18 protein-coding genes are annotated in these 24,245 nt (G+C 43.1%); 11 read left to right on the forward strand and 7 right to left on the reverse strand.

Annotated elements, in window-relative coordinates; all coding sequences use genetic code 11:
* Positions 1-23: 23 nt before the first annotated feature.
* Entirely contained in the window at positions 24-962 is a 939-nt protein-coding gene (nadA, locus tag DW640_RS13800; protein ID WP_008762783.1) for a quinolinate synthase NadA, read from the reverse strand.
* A gap of 491 nt (positions 963-1,453) precedes the next feature.
* On the opposite strand from nadA, the gene DW640_RS13810 reads away from it, so the two are divergent.
* On the forward strand, positions 1,454-1,981 hold the full coding sequence (locus DW640_RS13810; RefSeq protein ID WP_008762785.1) for an RNA methyltransferase: 528 nt from the start codon (positions 1,454-1,456) through the stop codon (positions 1,979-1,981).
* Between the two features lie 382 nt (positions 1,982-2,363).
* Here the strand turns inward: DW640_RS13810 and DW640_RS13815 are convergent, their stop codons facing one another.
* On the reverse strand, positions 2,364-2,939 hold the full coding sequence (locus tag DW640_RS13815) for a DUF4294 domain-containing protein (RefSeq protein WP_032814169.1): 576 nt from the start codon (positions 2,937-2,939) through the stop codon (positions 2,364-2,366).
* Between the two features lie 145 nt (positions 2,940-3,084).
* Between DW640_RS13815 and DW640_RS13820 the strand changes: the two genes are divergently transcribed.
* The 4 genes from DW640_RS13820 (at position 3,085) to DW640_RS13835 (ending at position 10,793) form a co-directional block, all read left to right on the forward strand.
* Positions 3,085-5,133 carry a helix-hairpin-helix domain-containing protein gene (locus DW640_RS13820; protein WP_117578497.1) on the forward strand — a complete coding sequence of 683 codons (2,049 nt, stop codon included), beginning with the start codon at positions 3,085-3,087 and terminating at the stop codon, positions 5,131-5,133.
* Between the two features lie 111 nt (positions 5,134-5,244).
* A complete protein-coding gene (locus DW640_RS13825; protein ID WP_117578499.1) occupies positions 5,245-6,018 on the forward strand; it encodes a radical SAM protein in 774 nt (257 codons plus the stop codon).
* A gap of 58 nt (positions 6,019-6,076) precedes the next feature.
* Positions 6,077-6,739, forward strand: a complete 663-nt coding sequence (locus DW640_RS13830; RefSeq protein ID WP_117578501.1) for a hypothetical protein — start codon at positions 6,077-6,079, stop codon at positions 6,737-6,739.
* 169 nt (positions 6,740-6,908) lie between these two features.
* The gene (locus tag DW640_RS13835; RefSeq protein WP_117578502.1) at positions 6,909-10,793 is read left to right on the forward strand and encodes a TIM-barrel domain-containing protein; all 3,885 of its coding nucleotides are present in this window, start codon (positions 6,909-6,911) and stop codon (positions 10,791-10,793) included.
* A gap of 204 nt (positions 10,794-10,997) precedes the next feature.
* Here DW640_RS13835 and DW640_RS13840 read toward each other — a convergent pair whose 3' ends face one another.
* Both DW640_RS13840 and DW640_RS13845 read right to left on the reverse strand, forming a co-directional pair.
* Positions 10,998-11,330, reverse strand: coding sequence for a hypothetical protein (locus DW640_RS13840; RefSeq protein WP_008762790.1), 333 nt, complete (start codon positions 11,328-11,330; stop codon positions 10,998-11,000).
* 788 nt (positions 11,331-12,118) lie between these two features.
* The gene (locus DW640_RS13845; protein ID WP_022471774.1) at positions 12,119-13,552 is read right to left on the reverse strand and encodes a sialate O-acetylesterase; all 1,434 of its coding nucleotides are present in this window, start codon (positions 13,550-13,552) and stop codon (positions 12,119-12,121) included.
* A gap of 271 nt (positions 13,553-13,823) precedes the next feature.
* Here DW640_RS13845 and DW640_RS13850 point away from each other — a divergent pair, with 271 nt between their 5' ends.
* Positions 13,824-14,954: an acyltransferase family protein gene (locus DW640_RS13850; protein ID WP_008762792.1), complete on the forward strand. Its 1,131-nt coding sequence runs from the start codon at positions 13,824-13,826 to the stop codon at positions 14,952-14,954.
* A gap of 93 nt (positions 14,955-15,047) precedes the next feature.
* Here the strand turns inward: DW640_RS13850 and DW640_RS13855 are convergent, their stop codons facing one another.
* Positions 15,048-16,727, reverse strand: coding sequence for a SulP family inorganic anion transporter (locus tag DW640_RS13855; RefSeq protein WP_008762793.1), 1,680 nt, complete (start codon positions 16,725-16,727; stop codon positions 15,048-15,050).
* 244 nt (positions 16,728-16,971) lie between these two features.
* Between DW640_RS13855 and rbr the strand changes: the two genes are divergently transcribed.
* Positions 16,972-17,550: a rubrerythrin gene (rbr, locus tag DW640_RS13860; protein ID WP_008762794.1), complete on the forward strand. Its 579-nt coding sequence runs from the start codon at positions 16,972-16,974 to the stop codon at positions 17,548-17,550.
* 77 nt (positions 17,551-17,627) lie between these two features.
* Here rbr and DW640_RS13865 read toward each other — a convergent pair whose 3' ends face one another.
* Together DW640_RS13865 and nadB are read right to left on the reverse strand one after the other, a co-directional pair.
* Entirely contained in the window at positions 17,628-17,900 is a 273-nt protein-coding gene (locus DW640_RS13865) for a DUF4884 domain-containing protein (protein WP_008762795.1), read from the reverse strand.
* A gap of 2 nt (positions 17,901-17,902) precedes the next feature.
* Positions 17,903-19,474, reverse strand: coding sequence for an L-aspartate oxidase (nadB, locus tag DW640_RS13870; RefSeq protein ID WP_011108697.1), 1,572 nt, complete (start codon positions 19,472-19,474; stop codon positions 17,903-17,905).
* A gap of 107 nt (positions 19,475-19,581) precedes the next feature.
* Here nadB and DW640_RS13875 point away from each other — a divergent pair, with 107 nt between their 5' ends.
* The 4 genes from DW640_RS13875 to DW640_RS13890 all read left to right on the forward strand — a co-directional run bounded on the left by DW640_RS13875 (position 19,582) and on the right by DW640_RS13890 (position 24,242).
* Complete coding sequence (locus DW640_RS13875; RefSeq protein WP_008762797.1) at positions 19,582-19,977, forward strand: PH domain-containing protein; 396 nt, start codon at positions 19,582-19,584, stop codon at positions 19,975-19,977.
* Between the two features lie 11 nt (positions 19,978-19,988).
* Positions 19,989-21,332, forward strand: coding sequence for a dihydrolipoyl dehydrogenase (lpdA, locus tag DW640_RS13880; protein WP_011108698.1), 1,344 nt, complete (start codon positions 19,989-19,991; stop codon positions 21,330-21,332).
* Positions 21,333-21,421: 89 nt separating this feature from the next.
* Positions 21,422-22,828, forward strand: coding sequence for a D-alanyl-D-alanine carboxypeptidase/D-alanyl-D-alanine-endopeptidase (dacB, locus tag DW640_RS13885; RefSeq protein WP_055230168.1), 1,407 nt, complete (start codon positions 21,422-21,424; stop codon positions 22,826-22,828).
* Positions 22,829-22,997: 169 nt separating this feature from the next.
* A complete protein-coding gene (locus tag DW640_RS13890) occupies positions 22,998-24,242 on the forward strand; it encodes a hypothetical protein (protein ID WP_074858279.1) in 1,245 nt (414 codons plus the stop codon).
* The last annotated feature ends 3 nt before the right edge of the window (positions 24,243-24,245 follow it).

Consider the following 24,245-nt stretch of genomic DNA (forward strand, 5'->3'; position numbering starts at 1 on the left):
GAAGGTACCGTTTGTATATCCTATCATAATCCCAGTTTCGCCGAAATCTCCAGCATCCGCTGAATAGGCCTCACTGCCTTCTCCGCTATTTCGGGATCTACGGTAATCTCCGGTGACTCATTCTTCAGACACTCATAGAGCTTCTCTAACGTATTCAACCGCATAAAGCTACACTCGTTACATCCACAGGTGCTATCGTTCGGAGGAGCGGGGATAAACGTTGTCTGCGGACACTTCTTCTGCATCTCATGCAAGATACCCGATTCGGTAGCCACGATATACGTATTCTCCGGGTGGTTCACCGCATACTTCAGCAGTGCAGCTGTAGACCCTACCACATCTGCCAGTTTCAGCACCGTGCTTTTGCATTCGGGATGTGCCAGCACCAATGCTTCCGGATGCTGTGTTTTCAGCTCCACGATCTTTTCCACCGAGAACTGTTCGTGCACATGGCAGGCTCCGTCCCAAAGCAACATATTCCTGTTCGTAACTGAGTTGATATAATTTCCCAGATTCCGGTCCGGACCAAAGATTATTTTCTCATCTTTGGGAAAACTTTCCACGATCTGCCGGGCATTGGTGGAAGTCACCACCACATCCGTTACTGCCTTCACAGCAGCTGTCGTGTTCACGTACGAAATAACGGTGTGCCCCGGATGCTCTTTGACAAACTGCGCAAACTGATCCGCCGGACAACTGTCCGCCAGCGAACAACCCGCTTCCATGTCGGGCACCAGCACTTTCTTATCCGGACAAAGCACCTTCGCTGTCTCACCCATAAAGTGAACGCCGCACATCACAATGATGTCCGCCTCTGTTTTGGCAGCCAGTTGAGCCAACGCCAGACTGTCGCCAACGTAATCGGCGATATCTTGTATTTCACCCTTCTGGTAGTAGTGCCCCAGAATGATTGCATTCTTTTCTTTCTTCAGCTCATTAATAGCCTTTATGAGATTATTCATAATAATATTCTTTTATTTCTTCCTTTTAAAAAAAATCCTTTGTTAGTGATGATAGCCTGTTAATAGTGTTAGCAAATAAATACGATTTTTCTTGCCGGATAAGTTATTAGTCCATACTTCTGCTTTATGAGTCCGTTATGAACGGAAGGAAAGGTGGAAGATTGACTATTTATTATCTTCATTATCAATGCAAGCCCTATCAAATGGGAGAATGCTATTAACTCCCTGTTGATAAAGTGCAAAGTTAAAAACTTTATGGATATAAACAGGCAGATAAGTGCTGAAAAATATGTTGATGTCTGCATAGAAAGTTTTGTCTTTGTTTTTTGGAATGTTCATAATGAAGGCCCCTTATACCTTCTTTTGAATAATGCAAGAATTATTTTTCAAATTCTTTCCCGATTGTTTTGACAGGTTTTAAACCGTTATCAACACCTCTGTTAACAGAAAAGAACTACCTTTGCAACCGAAACGTAATAAATGAACAACGTATGCGAAAACTGAAAATAACAGAGCTGAACCGTATCAGTGCCGAAGAGTTTAAACAAGCAGAAAAACTGCCTTTGGTGGTAGTGCTGGATGATATTCGTAGCCTGCATAATATAGGTTCGGTATTCCGCACGTCGGATGCTTTCCGTATCGAGTGTATTTATCTGTGTGGAATAACGGCCACCCCTCCCCACCCCGAAATGCATAAGACGGCTTTGGGCGCAGAGTTCACTGTTGACTGGAAGTATGTTAATAACGCTGTTGATGCTGTTGATAACCTCCGTAAAGAAGGATATATTGTTTATTCGATAGAACAGGCGGAAGGCAGCATTATGCTGGATCGACTCGAACTGGACAAGACGAAGAAGTACGCTATCGTAATGGGAAATGAAGTGAAAGGGGTGCAACAGGAAGTGATTGATCATTCGGATGGTTGTATCGAGATTCCCCAATATGGTACCAAGCATTCTCTGAACGTGTCTGTAACAACGGGCATTGTCATCTGGGATTTGTTCAAAAAGCTGCGTTGACGGTGTAAAATCAGTCGGTTAATAATTAGTTAATAAGTGGTTGATATCATAGTTAACTTGCTATTAACCAACTATTTTTTTCTGTTCATAATTATGTGTGATGATAAGAATATTGTAGCAACTTACTCTTGGTTGAGTCTGATTGATTCAGTGTTTATTAACCATCCTGTTTCAAGCTGTTATCAGATGGCATCACAGCTATTAATAGCTGACTTCTCAACTGTTAATACTTGTCATGCAGACTATTAACACCTGACAGGTCAACTGTTAATACCTTAGAAGTCAGATAAAGCGGGGTAATTTTCCTATGGTGATAGTGGAATTGGATTTAATAGAAATATGATGGTTAATAACAACGTTGATAACCTTATGACAAGGTGAATCAGATTTGTCCGTTCTCTACCAGCAGCACAACTCTTTCCGTCAGTTTATCTTCTCCCAACGGATCATATTCCTTTTTCAGACTGGCACCGAACAGTGCGGCAAATGTCTGATAGAATCCTGCTTTGAAAGGTCCCATAAAAGCTTTCACCAGTTCATAACTGGTGGAATTACTTTGGCGGTCTATCAATTTAATCAAGAGTTTGCCTTGTGTAAAAGAGAGTTTCTTCATCCGTGCGGTATATTGTTCCTTCAGTCCTTTTTCCACCCGTTTGAGATGTTTTTGGCGAGCCTTCTCGTTGGGTAATGTCTGAAGATACTCGTAAGTTTCAATAATAGCCTGGTTAATTTCTTTGGAGATAGGATATACCTTTTTTACGTTACGTACCAGCCGGTAGTATTCCAGCCGTTCTTTTTCGTTTTTGAATTTTAGAGGGCGGAAGATATAAACAGTCCTTAACTGGACACATGGAATGGTATCTCCGTTGTAGATACACATTGGAACCAAGTATCCGTTGATGGTTTGCCTGTCCTGTGCCTGCATCTTCGATGAACAGACCATAGCAAACGCCATCATTATTACTATGTTAAGTCTCCTTTTCACGTTACAAAAATAGAATTAAAATTTTATTATTCAGACATTTCTTTTAGACGTTAACCTATTTAAAGTATCTTTGCGCCCTTGTCTGTAAAAACGCAAGGTGTAAACAAATAATTTATTGATGAAAACTACTCAACTATTTCGGTTGATAAGTATTATAAACAGCCTGTTCATTATTCCTGCTTGTAGTGCTCAAAACCCTTCTCAAAGTCTTATAGAAGATATTTTTGAAGATTTATCTGTTAATAATAGTGTTGATAATGCTGTTAATGAACCCAATTGGGAGAATGAACTGGAAGAACTGTCCGTCCGCCTTCACGAACCTGTAGATTTAAACCGGGCTACCCGTCAACAACTGGAACAATTTCCTTTTCTCAGTGATATTCAGATTGAACATCTGCTAGCCTATATATACGTGCATGGGCAGATGAAAACTCTTTATGAACTTCAGTTGATAGAGGATATGGACAGGCAGACTATTCAGTATCTATTGCCTTTCGTATGTATCAAAGCTATTAACAATGAGTCGTCTTTTCGGTGGAAAACTATGTTGAAAAGCGCAATGAAGTATGGAAAGAATGAAGTGATAACTCGCATAGATATACCGTTTTACAAGCGAAAAGGTTATGAACATACCTATTTGGGACCTTCTGTTTATAACTCTGTTAAGTATGCTTTCCGTTATCGCGACCAGCTCTATGCAGGTTTTGTTGCGGAGAAGGATGCCGGAGAACCTTTCTTTGCTCTGCACAATCGTCAAGGGTATGATTATTATTCTTTTTATCTCTTACTCAAAGATTGTGGGCGGTTAAAAACATTGGCTGTTGGTAACTATCGATTAAGTTTCGGACAGGGATTGGTGATCAGCACGGATTACTTACTGGGAAAGACCGTATATGCTTCTTCTTTCAACACCCGCAGCGGAGGAATCAGGAAACATTCTTCTACTGACGAAACTAATTATTTTCGGGGAGCGGCGGCAACCTTAAGCATTACAAAGCAATGGAGTATATCCGGCTTTTACTCACACCGTTCGCTGGACGGTGTGCTGACCGATGGCGAAATAACTTCTATCTACAAAACCGGACTACACCGCAGTCAGAAAGAAGCCGATAAGAAGAACGTATTCACCATGCAGCTGACTGGTGGAAACGTGAGTTATCAACAGAACCGTATCCGGCTGGGTATCACCGGTATTTACTATGTTTTCAACCGACCTTATGAACTGCAATTAACAGGTTATTCCCAATATAACATTCATGGAAATCAGTTCTACAATTTAGGAATAGACTATGCCTACCGCTGGCATCGCTTTTCTTTCCAAGGAGAGACGGCTATGGGAAAACAAGGCAGTGCTACTTTGAACCGTCTTCAGTATTCACCGGTGGAAGGAACTCAGTTGATGATCGTACAACGATACTACTCATATAATTATTGGGCTATGTTCGCCCATTCTTTTGGAGAAGGAAGTGCGGTTCAAAACGAACAGGGATATTATTTGGGGATGGAAACTTCCCCTTTCCGCCATTGGCACATCCTTGCTTCCTTCGATCTGTTTTCTTTCCCGTGGAAGAAATACCGGATCAGTAAACCTTCCCGAGGTATGGACGGATTGCTTCAGGCTACGTTTACTCCGCACAGTAATCTGACAATGTACTTGAAATATCGTTATAAACAGAAAGAGCGTGACTTGACAGGTAGCAAAGAAAACCTAACGCTTCCTATTTTTCATCACCAACTTCGATATCGTTTGAACTATTTTTATGGAGATGTGTTTAGCTGTCGTACAACTTTAGATTACAACCATTTTCATTCTCAAGACAGGGCTGCTAGTAAAGGATATCAAGTTACACAAATGATGTCCTCCCAACTGCCTTGGACCAGGCTGTTTGCTGACGTTCAAGGCAGTTATTTTTCTACAGACGACTATGATTCGCGGGTATATGTATCAGAGAAGGGATTGCTTTATACATTTTACACTCCCTCCTTTCAAGGCCGTGGATTTCGCTGTGCCGTTCGTCTGAGATATGAACCGAATGAACATTGGATGTTTATAACTAAATTCGGAGAAACCGTTTATCTCGACCGGAATGAAATAGGTTCCGGCAATGATTTAATCCTTGGAAATAAAAAAGCTGACGTACAAATGCAACTCCGTATTAAGTTTTAAAGTATCTTTGCCTCTGGATATTATGAAATAGTAAATGATAAAATAATGTGAGTTTGATGTGATAAACGTTCGTATTGATATTGAACTCACATTAAAACAATTAATAAAAAGATGACTATTATTTTTCCTTCACCCATCTTTGGCCCTGTTCATTCCCGCCGTTTGGGTGTGTCTTTGGGAATCAACTTATTGCCGGAAGACGGCAAAGTCTGCTCGTTCGACTGCATTTATTGTGAATGCGGCTTTAATGCCGACCATCGTCCGAAGAAGCATTTGCCCACTCGTGAAGAAGTGCGCATCGCCCTGGAAGAAAAGCTGAAAGATATGCAGAAGAACGGTCCCGCCCCTGATGTACTCACATTTGCCGGAAACGGTGAACCGACTGCCCACCCACATTTTCCGGAAATCATAGAAGATACACTGGCACTTCGTGACCACTATTTCCCGAATGCAAAAGTAAGTGTATTGAGCAATTCCACCTTCATCGACCGGCCTGCGGTATTCGATGCATTGAACAAGATAGATAATAATATCCTGAAGCTGGATACGGTGAACGAAGAATACATTCATCTCCTGGATCGTCCCAACGGGAAATATTCCGTAAGGAAGATCATCGAAAAGATGAAAGAATTCAAAGGAAATTGTATTATTCAGACTATGTTTCTGAAAGGTAGTTACCTTGGGAAAGATATGAATAATACATCCGATGAGTTTGTGCTCCCGTGGCTGGAAGCAGTCAAGGAGATCGCTCCCAGTCAAGTGATGATCTATACGATTGACAGGGAGACTCCCGATCATGATTTGCAGAAAGCCACTCATGAAGAACTGGACCGGATTGTAGAATTGATAAAGCAAACGGGAATTCCGGCAACAGCGTCCTATTGATGGATAAGATATTGATTAGTAAATAGAATACCGAAAAACACTTTCAAAATATACTCAAATGAAGAATTGGAAATTTTTATTGCTATTAAGTATAGGGAGTTTGTCTTTAATATGTATTTCATGCGAAAAAGAAGAAGAAATAGAGTTCCCTATAACCTTATATGGAAGTGAAGTAGTGAAAGTTTCCAATATCAGAATGTTTACGAACAAAGAGGAAATTTATGATACGGATAAAATAATGCAATTTGCATATAGTTCTAATGTTGTTCTACCGGGTATTCCGGATAATATGGATATAAAGAATTCGTTAACACCTATTTGTTTTTGTTCGGAAGATAGTGTGAGATTTAAAGATGATCCATTTGTTTATGATGTAGAAAAGAATGGCAAACAGTTTTTATTTTCTTCTCGTCCAGGTTTTCTATTTGAAGGTGATGTTAATTCGATATGTTTTCGAATGATGAAATATCCTATGAAGTATGATCCGCCGCTTTCCATTCCGAATGGGAGGTATTGGACAAAAGAAATACGTGTGGCCTATGGTTCTTATCAAGATATTGAATTATGCTATTTGTTGTACAAGATATCGGAATATACAGATTATTCTTATTCGCTAATGGGAGGCAAAGCTTTTAATGAATTCAATCCTGAAGTTATAAGTACGTTAGGAGTCAGGGATACATTGGCGATACAAGAATATCGGATTAGATTTAAAAAATAAGGTGACACGCTATTGACCTCCGCTTATCCCTATGGAATTTGTGAATAAATAATAATAAAACAGCTTCTGATTTAGGGTAACCCAAAGATGAAGTGTATTTATTACCAAACGAGTAATTTTACAATCTGACATTAACAGTCTTAATTTCTAATACCAAATAAATAAAAACATGAAAAAAGAAACCCCCATCTCTTTACGACATCTCAGGCGTATTACCGCCATTTTATTCTTATGTCCGATTTCCCTTTCTTCCATACAGGCATCCGCAGCATCGGATCAGAGTGACGTTTCTTCGGCATCCGTCCATCAGGAACAAACTTCGGGAATCCTTCGTGCAGAAAAAATAAACCCGACGACGGTTGATGTACTGTTTGCGAACCAGCAACGGATGACTATCGACTTTTACGGAGAGAATATTTTCCGTGTCTTTCAGGACAATTCCGGAGGCATTATCCGTGACCCCGAAGCGAAACCTGAAGCGCAGATACTTGTAGACCAGCCCCGACGCAAAGTTTCCGGACTGTCGGTGGATGAGAAAGAGGGTTATATAACCCTCACTACCGCCCAAGTACGGATTGAACTGAATAAGCAGACCGGACTGATGAAAGTCTTTAATCCGTTGACCGGCAAATGTGTGATCGAAGAAGTCGCTCCGGTGATATTCGGTCCTAAAGAAGTGACCGTAACCTTGAAGGAGAATCCCGAAGAATACTTCTACGGAGGCGGTGTGCAAAACGGACGTTTTTCTCATAAAGGCAAAGTCATTGCCATCGAAAATCAGAATAGCTGGACGGATGGCGGAGTGGCCTCCCCTGCCCCTTTCTACTGGTCTACCAATGGTTACGGAATGATGTGGTACACTTTCCGGAAAGGTGAATACGATTTTGGAGCAACAGAGAAAAACATAGTGAAACTGTCTCACAATTCTTCTTACCTTGATATTTTCTATATGGTCAACGACGGAGCCGTTTCCCTGTTGAATGATTTCTATCAGTTGACGGGAAACCCCGTTTTGTTGCCCAAATTCGGTTTTTACGAAGGGCATCTTAATGCCTACAATCGTGACTATTGGAAGGAAGACGAGAAAGGAATCCTCTTTGAAGACGGAAAGCGATATAAAGAAAGCCAGAAAGACAATGGCGGCATCAAAGAGTCTCTGAATGGTGAAAAGAATAATTACCAGTTCTCGGCACGTGCCGTTATCGACCGTTACAAGAATCATGATATGCCTCTCGGATGGTTACTTCCGAACGACGGTTACGGAGCCGGATACGGACAGACGGAAACACTGGACGGCAACATCGCCAATCTGAAAAGCCTGGGAGACTACGCCCGTAAGAACGGTGTGGAAATAGGCCTCTGGACACAGTCGGACCTGCACCCGAAGGAGGGTGTAAGTGCCTTGTTGCAGCGTGATATCGTGAAAGAAGTCCGTGATGCCGGTGTGCGTGTACTCAAAACCGATGTGGCATGGGTAGGAGCCGGCTATTCCTTCGGATTGAACGGAGTGGCGGACGTAGGACATATTATGCCTTATTATGGCAATGATGCCCGTCCCTTTATCATTTCACTGGACGGATGGGCAGGCACACAACGCTATGCCGGCATCTGGTCGGGCGACCAGACCGGAGGCGAATGGGAATATATCCGTTTTCACATCCCTACTTATATAGGTTCCGGTCTGTCCGGCCAGCCGAATATCTGCTCGGATATGGACGGTATCTTCGGTGGAAGGAATGCGGCAGTCAATATACGTGATTTCCAATGGAAAACATTTACCCCCATGCAGTTGAATATGGATGGCTGGGGCGCCAACGAAAAGTACCCCCATGCTTTAGGTGAACCAGCTACATCCATTAACCGTATGTATCTCAAACTGAAATCGGAACTGATGCCTTACACGTATAGCTTTGCCCGTGAAGCGGTGGATGGTATGCCTCTCATCCGTGCCATGTTCCTCGACTATCCGAATGAATATACATACGGAACGGCTACCCGCTACCAATATATGTATGGTACCGACTTTCTCGTAGCCCCTGTCTATCAGAATACGAAAGCTGATAAAGAAGGCAATGATATCCGCAATGGAATTTATCTGCCCGAAGGCACTTGGATAGACTATTTCAGCGGAGAGAAATACGAAGGCAACCGTATTCTCAGCAACTTCGATACTCCGGTCTGGAAGTTACCCGTATTCGTAAAGAACGGTGCTATTATTCCGATGACACAGCCTAACAATAATGTCAGCGAAATAGACCCCTCACTTCGCATCTATGAATTTTATCCGAACCGCCATACTGCAACCGTAGAATATGACGACGACGGTGTGACAGAAGCCTACCGTCAGGAGAAATCGGTATCTACCCTGATCGAATCGAACGTAGACGCAAAGAACCGTGTGACTATCACCATTCATCCCACAGCCGGAAGTTTCGACGGTTTTGTAAAAGATAAAAAGACGGAACTGCGCATCAACGTCACGGAGAAACCAAAAAAACTGACTGCAAGAATCAACAACAAGAAAGTAAAACTGACGGAAGTAAGCACGGCAGCGGAACTTCTGAATGGAGAAAACGTATTCTGGTACGAAGAAACCCCCAATCTGAATAAGTTTGCAACCAAAGGAAGTGAATTTGAGAAAGTGGTTATCACAAAAAATCCGCTGTTGCACATCAAACTGGGCAGCACCGACATCACCGCCAATCGTATCGAACTGGACGTGGAAGGTTTCCGCTTTGAGCCGGCCGACCGTAACTTGGTAAGCACCGGAACCCTGTCTGCACCGCAAAACGCTCAGGTAAGCGAGCAGAACAGAGAAGCATATACCCTGCAACCGACTTGGGACAAAGTACCCAATGCCGATTACTATGAGATTGAATTTAACGGAATGCTTTATACGATTATCCGGGATACTCACTTACTGTTTGAAGATCTGAAAGCGGATACTCCTTACGCATTCAAAGTGCGTGCTGTCAACAAAGACGGTGTGTCCGAATGGGCAGAGATTCAGGTGAAAACGAAGACTAATCCGCTGGAATTTGCTATTCGTGGCATTGAAGGCGAATCGACTACCGCATCGCAGGGAGGATTCGGTGTAGACCGATTGTTCAACTTCTCCGAATCGGGAGATACATGGCACACGAAGTATAGCGTTAACTCCATACCATTAGATTTGATTATCGACCTCAAAACAGTTAACCAACTGGATAAGTTCCATTATCTGCCCCGTGCGGATGCCGGCAACGGTACACTGCTGAAAGGAACGGTATCTTACAGTATGGACAAAGAAAACTGGACGGAAGCCGGAGCATTCGAATGGCAGCGGAACGGTGATGTAAAAGTATTTACTTTCACAGAGCGTCCAAATGCACGTTACATCAAACTGAACGTTACGGCAGGTGTAGGAAACTACGGTTCCGGTCGTGAGATCTACGTATTCAAAGTACCGGGAACGGCAAGTTACCTGCAAGGCGACATCAACAATGATGGCAAGATCGACCGCAATGACCTGACTTCTTATATGAACTATACCGGATTGCGTCGTGGTGATTCAGACTTTGAAGGTTACATCAGCAAAGGCGATATCAACATGAATGACTTGATAGATGCTTATGATATTTCTGTCGTAGCCACTCAGCTCGACGGCGGTGTCGACAGGGAAGCTACGGAGAAAGTATCCGGCTCTCTGTCCATCAGCACTCCGAAGAAGCAGTATCAAAAGGACGAAATCGTTGAAATCCGTGTGAAGGGTAATGATCTGCGTTCGGTTAATGCACTTAGCTTTGCTTTGCCTTATGATCAGAGCGACTATGAATTTGTAGGCGTGGAACCGCTGAATATGAAAGCAATGGAAAATCTGACTTATGACCGCCTGCATACGAATGGTGTGAAATCCCTCTATCCTACTTTCGTCAATATGGGAAAACAGGAGGCTTTGGAAGGTTCGGAAGAACTCTTTATTCTGAAATTGAAAGCGAAACGTAAAGTGAAGTTTGATCTGAATCTGAAAGACGGAATGTTGGTTGATAAGCAACTGAGGATGCATTCATTCTAGAATGTATTTCGTGTAAATCATTGATATATAACAAAAGAGGATGCCTGTGGGGAACTATTGGCATCCTCTTTGGGAGACAGACGGGAAGGATTACTTTCACAAGCAGTCCTTCAGTCTGCTACCTCCATATTTAATCTGGTTAGGGATTTCTTCATTTGAATACTCTTTTTATGAAGTGAGAATCATTCTATTAGATAGTAATCTTTATTCTATTGTACGTAAACTGATTAGTTCCAGCCATTTATTCATACTCAGGTCAATGCCTCCTTTCTCTAAATAGTAAATGGCTTTTTTATAATGTGGGTTATCTTGCTCTCCAAATAAATTGTTACTTAATTCTCCAAGATTGTAATAAAGGCGTGCCATCTGCATATAGTCCAGCATGGTGTAGTTTTCATCGACGGCTCCGTCGGCCAAACGGTTCAACAGTTCATAAGCAATTCCTTTTTCTTCTTCCGATAATTCGGAGAGTGGAGAGTGAAGGAGTTTAGTAGATTGCATTAACTGAATAATGTCTTTTTTAAAATCTGATTGCATGTTTTGTTATGTTGCCGCATCAGTTTCCTGTTGGTGCGCGGTTTATAAAAGAAGAGGACGTGGAAACTATCTACTTATGCCATATATAGGTATCGGCTAGACCCCTCCACGACAAAAGTGATAGTCCCACGCCCAATTGGTATATAACAAAGTATATATACGATTGTGCGCGAGACCCGTCACTCATTGTCACTCGTGGATAAAATTAGCCGATTTTATATATGAATGCAATAAATAACCGTTCTCAATACAAAATTTAAAAGCCTCTTTCTACGCATGAAAGTAAGCATGAGACAAAAGTAGCGATAATTATTTGTAAAACAAATAATTTTGTTTTATAATTTCGTTGATAATAATAAAGTAAATACTAGCCTGCAGATCACTTCCTTTACTAAGACTTAATACTGTGTATGCAAAGAACTAGTACTCGTTATACTTGAGCCTATTCGTCTAACAGTTGTTGAACTTTCATCTGACAGTTGTTAGACGAAAGTTCAACAACTGTCAGACGAATAGTTTTATGCATAACTTGGAGATAGATTTATTAAAGATAAGAGGCAGATATGTGTTAATCAGTATTAGTCTATTCTTGTACTGTTTAGCTCATTACACGCAGGAAATGATTCAAAGCTGTGCAGGAATGAATAAAATATAGTGTATTGAAAAAGGACTATTATTCAATATACAGGAGCTATATGCCCAATATATTGGATATATAGCTCCTGCGCGTTGGATATATAGCTCCTGTACGCAGGACATATATACCCTGCACACAGGCTAATCAGCTCTTACTTTACATCATCCCATGTATCTGTCCGGAACGGGAAAGCAGCGATCCCTAATGTATTGCGTAAAGTGATGTTTCCTACATAATTGCGGAAAGCATACCGTACGGCTACCGGTTGGGCGACCTGATCACTCCATACTTCCACATTTCTTGTGCGACCTGCAATCCGTGCTTTTGCCGGATAGAACTTCTTGTCGGCTCCTGCAATCTCGAAACCTTCCAATTCACAGTTGCCCGGTGCCAGTCCGGAAGGAGCATTGTCGAGCGTGACGATCGCTTTGTTCTTGGAATATTCCACCTTTGTCATCATTGGTCCGGTAGATGGAAATTTATGGAGACCGTATGTTTTAGTCAGTGCGAGATTGGCCAGCCGGAGTCCTACTACATTTTTCTGAGGAGGATGAATGCAGAACTCGTCGCCGACATCTATCGTAGGAATCATTCCGGAGTTGGGGATTGTCTGTAATGCTTTCATTTGTGCTTCCTGCAATAAGGCGGAATTTATATTCCGGCTGTTTCCATATTTGTGCGGAGCAATCTGGACATAATAAAAAGGCATATCCGGTGCTTCCCATACATTTCTCCAAAGCTGGACCATTGCGGTCATCATCGGAGCATAGATCTGATAGTTGAATAGATTCGACTCTCCCTGATACCATAGAAATCCGCGTGCCGTAAAGTTTTTCACAGGCAGTAACATGATATTATACAGACATTGCAGTCGGCTATTCGTATCTAACTTTGGATTTTTGGCGGCCTCTATATTTGCGCCTTCCACGGAGGCGAGCGTTTCTTCTGTCATCCATGCCTCGATTCGTGAACCTCCCCAGCTGTTGATGACCAGTCCTACGGGGAGATGAAGCGTTTCCGTCAGTTGTCGGGCAAAGAAGTAACCTGCGGCACTGCAATCCATAGTTGTTTCGGGCGAAGAAACTTCCCATTTCGCTCCTTCAAAGTCTGTCCGTTCTTTCACTCCTTTGGTTCGGGGGACAGTGATAAAACGGATACGGTCGCGGTAGTTGCCTGCGTTCAGAAGAGTTTCCAGCGAATGGTCGATGGGTTGTCCCATGTTTCCTTTCATGGTCATTTCCATGTTAGACTGACCGGAGCATATCCATACTTCTCCTATTAATATATCCGATAGCGTGACCCGGGTTCCGTCACTGATGGTAATAGAATAAGGAGTAAAACTTCCGGCAGGAGTATCCACTTTGACCAGCCATGCTCCCTCATCGTCTGTCGATACCTTATAAGTACGGTTATTCCAAGAGGTGGTGACAGTCACCTTTTTGCCGTCTGCCCATCCCCACAGCTTAACGGAACTGTTTTGTTGGAGTACCATATGATCTCCCATCATGGCAGGGAGCTTCACTTTGCCTTGTGCAAGCGAGAAAAATAAAAGAGAGATTGTAAAAATCAGAAAATGTTTTTTCATACTATTGTTTTATTAATTAGGATTTGACAAATACTTCACTTAGGTCTAGGGCAAAATTACAACCTAATTTGAATATGGAATAATACTATTTAGTCATTCTCTGACAGATTTTGGTCGATTTACTCTAACTTCGCTTCTCTTCCAATGATTCATTTCCTTTCCGAGGTACTTGCAGGGGAAAGAAGTTTTGAATATATTTGTATTAAGACGCTTTACAGAATATGTTTTTGATGAGACAATAACTGAATAATAATATGAATTTGTTAATACTATGAGTAAATTGTCAGAGAATAACACATCCAGACTTGCTTCTTTGGATATTCTTCGGGGTTTTGATCTATTTCTTCTAGTCTTCTTTCAGCCGGTGTTTGCGGCATTGGCACGACAGTTGAACTTGCCGTTTCTCAACGATATCCTTTATCAGTTTGATCATGAAGTGTGGGAGGGATTCCGTTTCTGGGATCTTGTGATGCCGTTGTTCCTGTTTATGACAGGCGCTTCGATGCCGTTTTCACTGTCAAAGTACGTCGGTATGTCCGGCAGTTACTGGCCCGTCTATCGGAGGATTCTGAGGCGGGTGTTTCTGCTGTTTATTTTCGGAATGATTGTTCAGGGAAATCTGCTTGGACTGGACAGCAGTCATATTTATCTCTATTCAAATACTTTGCAGTCTATTGCTGTCGGCTATTTTATTGCGGCAGTCATTCAGTTACATTTTTCATTCAGGTGGCAGATAGGAATTACTTTATTGTTGCTTTTCATATACTGGATTCCCATGACATTTTTGGGTGACTTCACACCGGCTGGAAATTTTGCCGAACAGGTGGACAGATGTGTCTTAGGTCGTTTCAGAGATGGTGTTTTCTGGAATGAGGACGGAACGTGGAGCTTTTCACCTTATTACAATTACACATGGATATGGAGCAGTCTGACATTCGGAGTGACTGTCATGCTCGGAGCTTTTGCCGGAAAGATTATGAAAGAAGGGAAAGCGAACCGTAAAAAGGTGGTACAGACTCTGTCGGTCATTGGTGTGCTTTTAGTAGGGCTGGCGATGCTTTGGAGTTTGCAGATGCCCATCATTAAGCGTTTGTGGACAGGTAGTATGACATTACTATCCGGTGGTTATTGCTTTCTGTTGATGGCATTATTTTATTATTGGATTGACTATAAAGGACACAGCCGCGGGTTGAACTGGCTGAAAGTGTATGGTATGAATTCCATCACGGCTTATCTGTTGGGCGAAGTGGTGAACTTCCGTTGCATTGCTGATTCAGTCAGTTACGGACTGAAACAATACATGGGAGATTATTATCCCGTATGGCTTACTTTTGCTAACTATCTTATTCTTTTCTTCCTGTTGAGAATGATGTATAAACGTGGCTTGTTTTTAAAAGTTTAGTGGAGTGGTAATCCCTCTCTTAAAATAAAAAAGAGCCATTTTATCTCCTGCTTTTCGGGATTAAAATGGCTCTTTCTTTATGTTGGAATCTCTTTATTTCATGACTTCTTCCGCTCTGTCCAGCGCTACCTTGAAGTTCGGGCAGATATTTTCTTTTCCCAGCAATTCATAGAATCCGGATTTCTCCAACACCTTATATACTTTCTCATTGACTCCGGAAAGAATGACGGTGATCTTTTCTTTCTGCGACATTTCGCAAAGTGTAGTCAGATTATGAATACCTGTGGAGTCGATGAACGGAACTTTACGCATACGGATGATGCGTACATTCGGACGGTCTCCCAGTTGCGCCATCGTTTCTTCGAACTTCGTAGCGATACCGAAGAAGTAAGGGCCGTTGATCTCATATACTTCCACTCCTTTAGGGATCATGATGTTTTCTTCATTGACGGCGATATCCGATTCTTTATTCGGGTCGATCTCATCCGTAATGACGGAGATTTCAGTAGTTTCCATGACACGTTTCATGAAGAGTACGCAGGCGATGATCAGTCCTACTTCGATGGCAACTGTCAAGTCGAAGATAACAGTCAGGAAGAAAGTGATCAGCAGTACGGTGACATCGGACTTCGGATTCTTCAGTAAAGCCTTGAAGACGCGCCAGCCGCTCATATTATAAGATACGATGACCAGTACTCCGGCAAGGCAAGCCATCGGAATATACTGTGCAAGGGGCATCAGGAAAAGAAGAATCAGAAGAAGGATAATCGCATGGATAACACCTGCAATCGGTGTCTTACCTCCATTGTTGATATTCGTCATCGTACGGGCAATAGCTCCGGTAGCGGGGATACCTCCGAACAATGGCGCTACGATATTTGCCGCACCCTGTGCGATTAGTTCCGTGTTGGAATCATGACGGTCTCCTATCACACCATCGGCTACGGTGGCAGACAAGAGTGATTCGATAGCTCCCAGCACTGCAATAGTGATAGCTACCGGAAACAGATTTTTGATAGCTTCCCAATCCAGAGCCGGTACAACAGCGTCCGGCAACTCTGACTTAATGGTGAAACGGTCACCGATGGTCGGAATGCAATCTATTCCGCCATAAGTCTTCATCAGATAGACGGCCACTGTCACTACAATAATAGCAATCAGCGATCCGGGAATTTTTTTAGAAAACCGGGGAGTGATTGCAATGATAATGATGCTGACAATACTTACGATGGTATTCCACCAATTCACGGTATCGAAATGACGGAAATAAATCATCCATTTCCCGACAAAGTCCCCCGGTACCTTTTCACCTCCGAAGGACAGTCCGAAGATATCGGCAATCTGCGTAGTAAAAATGGTAACGGCAATACCGCTGGTGAAACCGACGATAATGGGATACGGAATAAACTTGATAACGGCTCCGAGCTTGAACACTCCTAATAATATAAGGAGAACACCTGCCATAAGCGTCGCCACAATCAGTCCGGCTTCGCCATATTGCTGGATGATGCCGTAGATGATCACAATGAAAGCTCCTGTCGGTCCGCCGATCTGGACTTTGCTTCCTCCCAGCAGAGAGATGATGAATCCGGCAATAATAGCGGTGATAATACCTTTCTCGGGCGATACTCCCGAAGCAATACCGAAGGCGATGGCCAGTGGAAGTGCTACGATACCGACAATGACGCCTGCCATCAGGTCCGCCATAAACGTTTCTTTCGAATAATTCTTTAAACAAGAAACCAATTTGGGTTTAAATTCAAATAACTTCATTTCTGTGAATTATTATATATAATTTGCTCTTTTGCAAAGTAGAGGTTGCAAAATTACGCAAAATAATCGAGATAAGTATGTTTAGCAACATGCTATTTGATTGTTGATAGGTTTTATCTATGAATCGATAGTTTTTATTCATTAAGAAAAGGGAGCTTATTACGAACAAATCGCTTATATTTGCGTTATAAATAGTACGACAAGTTACGTTTGGTAATAACCAATTTTAAAATAGATTAGAATTATGACTAAAAGCATTAAAGGAACCCAGACAGAGAAGAATCTGCTGACTTCATTTGCAGGAGAATCACAGGCAAGAATGCGTTACACTTATTTTGCAAGTGTTGCAAAGAAGGAAGGTTACGAACAAATTTCAGCAATCTTCACAGAAACAGCTGATCAGGAAAAGGAACACGCTAAACGTATGTTCAAGTTCCTGGAAGGTGGTATGGTAGAAATTACTGCCAGCTATCCGGCCGGTGTGATCGGTAATACACTCGAAAATCTTCGCGCTGCCGCTGCCGGCGAACATGAAGAATGGTCACTGGATTATCCTCATTTCGCTGATGTGGCAGAACAGGAAGGTTTCCCGATGATTGCCGCTATGTACCGCAATATCTCAATCGCCGAGAAAGGCCACGAAGAAAGATACCTGGCTTTCATGAACAACATCGAAAATATGACCGTATTCGCTAAAGAAGGCGAAGTGGTATGGCAATGCCGTAACTGCGGTTATATCGAAATCGGTAAGGAAGCTCCTGAAGTTTGCCCGGCATGTTTGCATCCGCAGGCGTATTTCGAGGTTAAGAAAGAAAACTATTAATAAGAGGTGTTTATTAGATAATAAAAATGGCGCTTGCAATCATATGCAAGCGCCATTTTATTTATTAAGACATATTTTTATCTGAACTTATCGTCTCTGTAGATCGTTACAGTCCTTTCTTTCGTAGAGTCATTTTTGATACTGGTCACATCTCCTTTTGTTGTAAAGTACACATAGTTTCCCATATCCATAAAACGATAGACTTTGACTCCGTCATGCTCGAACAAATAGCTGACTTCGTAAGTTCGGTTGTTTTCCGATTTGCCTTGCTTCAATGGGATCCCTGTATAGCAGGAACTTACACCTGCCATAACGAATAAAAGAATAAATAGTCTAGTTAATGTTTTCATGATTATTTTTTAGCATGTGGATAATCAATCGTATAATGCAATCCGCGGCTTTCTTTGCGTTCCATCGCCTGACGCATAATCAGATATCCTACGTTGACCATATTACGCAATTCGCAAATCTCTCTGGAGGCTACGCTGCGTTTGAACAGGCTTTCAGTTTCTTCGTAAATGATATCCAGTCGGTCCCAGGCACGTTTCAGGCGAAGGTCACTGCGGACAATACCTACATAAGTACTCATAATCTGGTTGACTTCCTTCATGCTTTGCGTGATCAGTACCATCTCTTCCGGTGAACGGGTTCCCTCGTCGTTCCATTCGGGGATAGCTTCGTTGTAGGCATACTGGTCTACAACTCTCAGGCTATGCTTGGCGGCAGCGTCGGCATATACGACAGCTTCGATCAGTGAGTTGGAAGCCAGACGGTTACCGCCGTGAAGACCGGTGCAGGAGCACTCTCCCACTGCGTAGAGGCGTTCGATAGAAGACTGTCCGTTCAGGTCTACAAGGATACCGCCGCAAAGATAGTGGGCTGCCGGAGCTACCGGAATGTAATCTTTGGTGATGTCGATGCCTAAGCTGAGGCATTTCTCGTAAATATTGGGAAAGTGCTTCTTTGTCTCTTCCGGGTCTTTGTGGGTGACGTCAAGATAAACATGGTCATCACCCCGATTTTTCATTTCGTTGTCAATAGCACGGGCTACGATATCGCGCGGAGCGAGTGAAAGACGGGGATCGTATTTTTGCATGAACTCCTTGCCGTCCATTGTGCGGAGTACGCCACCGTAGCCACGCATCGCTTCCGTAATCAGGAACGAAGGGCGGTCGCCCGGATGGTACAGGGCGGTGGGGTGGAATTGCACAAACTCCATATCCTTCACTGTACCTTTGGCACGGTAGACCATGGCGATACCGTCTCCGGTAGCGACTAGCGGATTGGTGGTCGTTTTATAAACAGCTCCTACTCCACCGGTGGCCATAAGAGTCACTTTGGCGAGGTAGGTATCTACTTTTCCGGTTTTCGGGTCGAGGATGTAGGCACCGTAGCATTTGATGTCCGGTGTCTGGCGGGTAACAGTTACTCCCAGATGATGTTGGGTCAGTATTTCAACGGCAAACTGGTTTTCGATCACCTCGATGTTCGGATGCCTTTGCACGGCTTTGATCAGGCTGTCCTGAATCTCTGCTCCCGTATTATCTTTATGGTGAAGAATGCGGAACTCGGAGTGTCCTCCCTCGCGGTGCAAGTCAAATTCTCCTTTCTCGTTTTTGTCGAAGTCCACGCCCCATTTGATCAGTTCTTCAATTTGCGCAGGCGCTTCGCGCACTACTTTTTCTACTGCGCCACGGTCACTGATCCAGTCGCCGGCAATCATCGTGTCTTCAATGTGTTTGTCGAAATTATCCACCAGCAGGTTGGTGACGGACGCCACTCCTCCTTGTGCGAAGTACGTATTGGCTTCTTCCAGCCCGCTTTTACAGATAAGAGCAACTTTACCTTTGTGCGCCACTTTGAGCGCAAAACTCATACCGGCAATTCCGGAGCCGATAACGAGGAAATCGAATTTTCTTACCATAATTTTGTTTATTTCTCACCGCAAAGCTACAAAATAAGTCACTTCGTTGTTCTTTTCGTTGTCACTAATTCATAAATTTGCTACCTTGCACGCAAAAATCTGACAAAATGAATCGAATTTTTCATGCCCGCATCGCCTGGTACCAGTATTTTCTGCTGGTGGTGCTTACTGTAAATGCCGTGGGCGCTTTGTGGTGTAAATATATCTTGCCGGCAGTGCTACTAATGCTCCTGCTTATTGTAGTCATCGAACAGATTATTCATACGGTTTACACTGTATCTACTGATGGAGTTCTGGAGATATCCACTGGACGTTTTATGCGTAAAAAAGTAATTCCTATTGCCGAAATCACAGCTATCCGGAAGTATCATTCCATGAAATTCGGAAAGTTTTCGGTGACGAATTATGTCTTGATAGAGTATGGAAACGGAAAGTTTGCTTCGGTGATGCCTGTCAAGGAACGTGAATTTGTGGAGTTGATTAAAAAGAGAATGGAACAATAAATTTTATACCTATGAAATACCAAGTCATTATCATCGGTGGCGGTCCCGCAGGATATACAGCCGCCGAAGCTGCCGGCAAAGCCGGTTTGAGTGTACTCCTTATCGAGAAGAATAATTTGGGAGGTGTCTGCCTGAATGAAGGATGCATCCCGACGAAAACGCTGTTGTATTCGGCAAAGACTTACGACAGTGCACGTCATTCCTCGAAATATGCGGTGAATGTCTCCGAAGTCTCTTTTGACTTGCCGAAGATCATTGCCCGTAAAAGTAAAGTGGTGCGCAAACTGGTATTGGGTGTAAAGGCAAAGTTGACCTCCAATAATGTCGCGATGGTGACGGGAGAGGCGCAGATCATAGATAAAAATACAGTTCGCTGTGGCGAAGAAACATACAATGCGGAAAATCTGATCCTTTGTACAGGCTCCGAAACCTTCATCCCTCCTATTACCGGCGTGGAAACGGTGAATTACTGGACGCATCGGGATGCGCTGGACAGTAAGGAGCTGCCTGCCTCCCTTGCCATTGTAGGCGGTGGAGTGATCGGTATGGAGTTTGCATCATTTTTTAATAGTCTCGGTGTGCAGGTAACGGTGATTGAGATGATGGATGAGATTTTGGGAGGAATGGATAAGGAACTGTCTGCATTGCTTCGTGCCGAATATGCGAAGCGGGGCATTAAATTCCTGCTCAGCACTAAAGTTGTCGCTTTATCACAGACGGAAGAGGGTGCGGTTGTTTCATACGAGAATGCAGAAGGAAAGGGCAGTGTTATAGCAGAAAAGCTATTGATGAGCGTTGGACGCCGACCTGTGACGAAAGGTTTCGGACTCGAAAATCTGAATCTGGATAAAACCGGGCGTGGCGCTATCAAGGTCAATGAGAAGATGCAGACTTCGCTGTCCGGCGTTTATGTCTGCGGTGATCTGACAGGCTTTTCTTTGTTGGCTCATACGGCTGTCCGTGAGGCTGAGGTTGCCGTACATTCTATTTTGGGTAAGGAAGATGCAATGAGTTACCGGGCTATCCCCGGCGTTGTTTATACGAATCCGGAGATTGCAGGAGTCGGAGAGACGGAAGAATCGGCCTCAGCAAAAGGAATTACTTATAAGGTGGTGAAACTTCCGATGGCTTATTCCGGTCGTTTTGTGGCGGAGAATGAAGGCGTGAACGGGGTCTGCAAAGTACTGCTGGATGAACAGGAACGGATAATCGGAGCACACGTGCTGGGCAATCCTGCTTCGGAAATCATCACTCTTGCCGGTACTGCCATTGAGCTTGGATTGACTGCCGCCGCATGGAAGAAGGTTGTTTTCCCTCATCCTACGGTAGGAGAGATTTTCCGGGAAGCATTATAAGATTGAGCATAAGCGGATAGCCGTGATATTCGAGATACGGAAGAAGCTGAAGTAGCATGAAAGTTAATGTAGGTTAATGTAGAAGGTTGATGAAGAAGTATTTGTTGTTTTTGGTTTTATCAGTTGCCCTGTTGCCCACATCCGTATGGGGGCAGGCAAATCTTTCTCAGATTGATTCACTAATCAAAAGAATGCTTCCCGAAGCATCCGAAGTCGGCATATCCGTGTATGACCTGACAGCGAAGAAGTCATTATATACTTATCGTGATACGAAACTCTCCCGCCCGGCTTCTACCATGAAGCTGCTCACGGCTATTACAGCCCTCTCCCGTCCCGATGCGGACAATCCTTTCCGTACGGAAGTATGGCACGACGGGGTGATAGAGCATGATACGCTGCAAGGCAACTTGTATGTTGTCGGTGGATTCGATCCGGAATTTGACAGTTTGATGATGGATTCATTGATCGAAGAAGTAATCACCTTCCCTTTTTCGGTGATCAACGGACAGGTGTATGGCGATGTTTCGATGAAAGATTCCCTTTATTGGGGGCACGGATGGGCATGGGATGATACTCCGGAGGCTTATCAGCCTTATATGTCTCCGTTGATGTTTTGTAAGGGTGCTGTGGAGGTGACGGTGGTTCCCGGCTCTCTGCAAGGAGATACGGCAAGCGTTTCCTGTAAGCCTGTGTCTTCTTATTATACCTTGACGAACCGGACAAAGACACGTACTCCTTCTGCCGGAAAGTATTTGTTATCAAGAGATTGGTTGACCAATGGGAATAATCTGATCGTGACAGGCAATGTTCCTACGTTTAGAAAGGATTTGATAAACATCTATGATTCAGGGAGTTTCTTTATGCATACTTTTTGGGAACGCCTCCGTGCGAAAGGAATCGTGGTTCCCGAATCGTACGGTTTTACTGAATTACCGTCCGATGGAGCAGAGCAGATGGCTCGCTGGGAGACTCCGGTGCAGAAGGTCTTGAATCAGTTGATGAAGGAAAGTGATAACTTGAATGCGGAAGCAATGCTTTGCCGGATTGCGTCACAAGCTACAGGGAAGAAGCGTGTGACGGCAGAAGATGGCATTGTTGAGATTATGAAACTGGTTCGTAACCTCGGGCACGATCCGAAAGACTATAAGATCGCGGATGGTTGCGGATTGTCTAATTATAATTACTTGTCTCCTGCCCTGTTGGTCGATTTTCTGAAATATGCCTATTCACAATCCGATGTTTTTCAGAAATTGTATAAGTCGCTTCCTGTTGCCGGAATAGACGGAACGCTGAAAAACAGAATGAAGAATACTTCCGCATTCAGAAATGTCCATGCAAAGACCGGTTCGTTTACAGCTATCAATGCCCTTGCCGGTTATCTGAAGATGAAGAACGGACATGAAGTGGCTTTTGCCATTATGAATCAGAATGTGCTTTCGGCAGCCAGGGCGAGGGCGTTTCAGGATAAGGTTTGTGAGGTGATTATCGGACTTTGAATGGAGTGATGAATAGATTATTGGACGGGACGTTGAACCCGTTGTGGATGCAAATAGTAAACACCTGCAAAAAAAGTACTCTTTTATTTGAACGTTTGCTTTGCTTGCGTGTATGCTTTGTCAGAACGGTTCTAATTAAGCAATGTTGAATTTAATAAAAGAGTGAATAATGAAAACTATCAAATATCTGTTGATTATCCTGTTTTGTTCTTGTGCTACACTGTTGTATTCGCAAGTTGAATCTACTTATTATGATGCTGAGTTGTCTTCCGACTCTATTGAAATGGTTGCAAATTCCTTGCGTGAGCAGATAGACCAATGGAAACAGAAAGTAAAGGAAAACCCTAAAGACGAAAAAGCATGGATGCAGTATGCAGGGAAACTCCAGTCACTAAAAGGAATATCCTTATTGCTTTCGATGAAACCATCTGCTACACTTGCTGTTGGGGCAGATATACAGAAAGAGTTTGATGAAATGATGGCAGAAATGAAGCAAAGCATCCCTAATACCGCTACGTATGAAGTTATGCGGAATATGAACATTAAGCCGGGTGAAAAGAGAATGCCAATCGAAGAAATTATAGACAAATGGCCTGATGCTATTTTGCATTATCCTACTTACATGTCTATGTCATTAAGAGATGAGAAGCGGCTCAAAGATATATGTGTACGTTGGTATCAATCCGGTGAATTTCCTGCGCAGATACTCAATTTTGCCTATAACGAGCTGGCTTCGGCAGATAAGGATGCTATCATCTTTATGGGTGGAAGCCTTGACTTATACGGTGCCAGAATGCTTCAGAATGCGAAAGATATGTTTAATGATAAGAAGATTATTGTGTATCCTTTCTTGTCTAGCTTTACGTATATGGATAAACTGACCGAAGAACTGGGAATCCCTAAATATAAAGAAGAAAATAATGATACGACTGGATTTATCTCCCCTACAGATTTTATGAAAACGTATTCCAAGAAAATCAAGAGACAGGTAGATTACATTATCCGGCATACAAACCGTCCCGTATATTTTTCTATTACGATGGATGAACTTTCCAGAAGTGTGTTTAAGGATTGCCTGCACTCCGAGGGATTATTGATGAAATATTCTCCTAAATCTTATGATAATCTGGCGATCGTGCGGCGGAATTTTGAGAATGTATATTTGATGGATTACCTGTGTGAGACTTTTTATCCGGAGACAGTGGCGACTGTAGCTTTTAATCCCCAATTGACGGAGGCATTGAGTCTTTATTATGTACCTGCTTTGAAAGCTCTGTTACAGTTTTATAAAGAATCAGGAGACTTGAATCATTATGACAAACTATACTTGTTACTGAAATCTGTCATTGACAATGCAAAATCTTGTAGTAAGGAGGTGCGGGAGCAATATCAGAAAAGCATCAATCTTCAATAAACT

The sequence above is a fragment of the Bacteroides sp. AM23-12 genome, from assembly GCF_003434395.1.
Taxonomy (GTDB): domain Bacteria; phylum Bacteroidota; class Bacteroidia; order Bacteroidales; family Bacteroidaceae; genus Bacteroides; species Bacteroides thetaiotaomicron.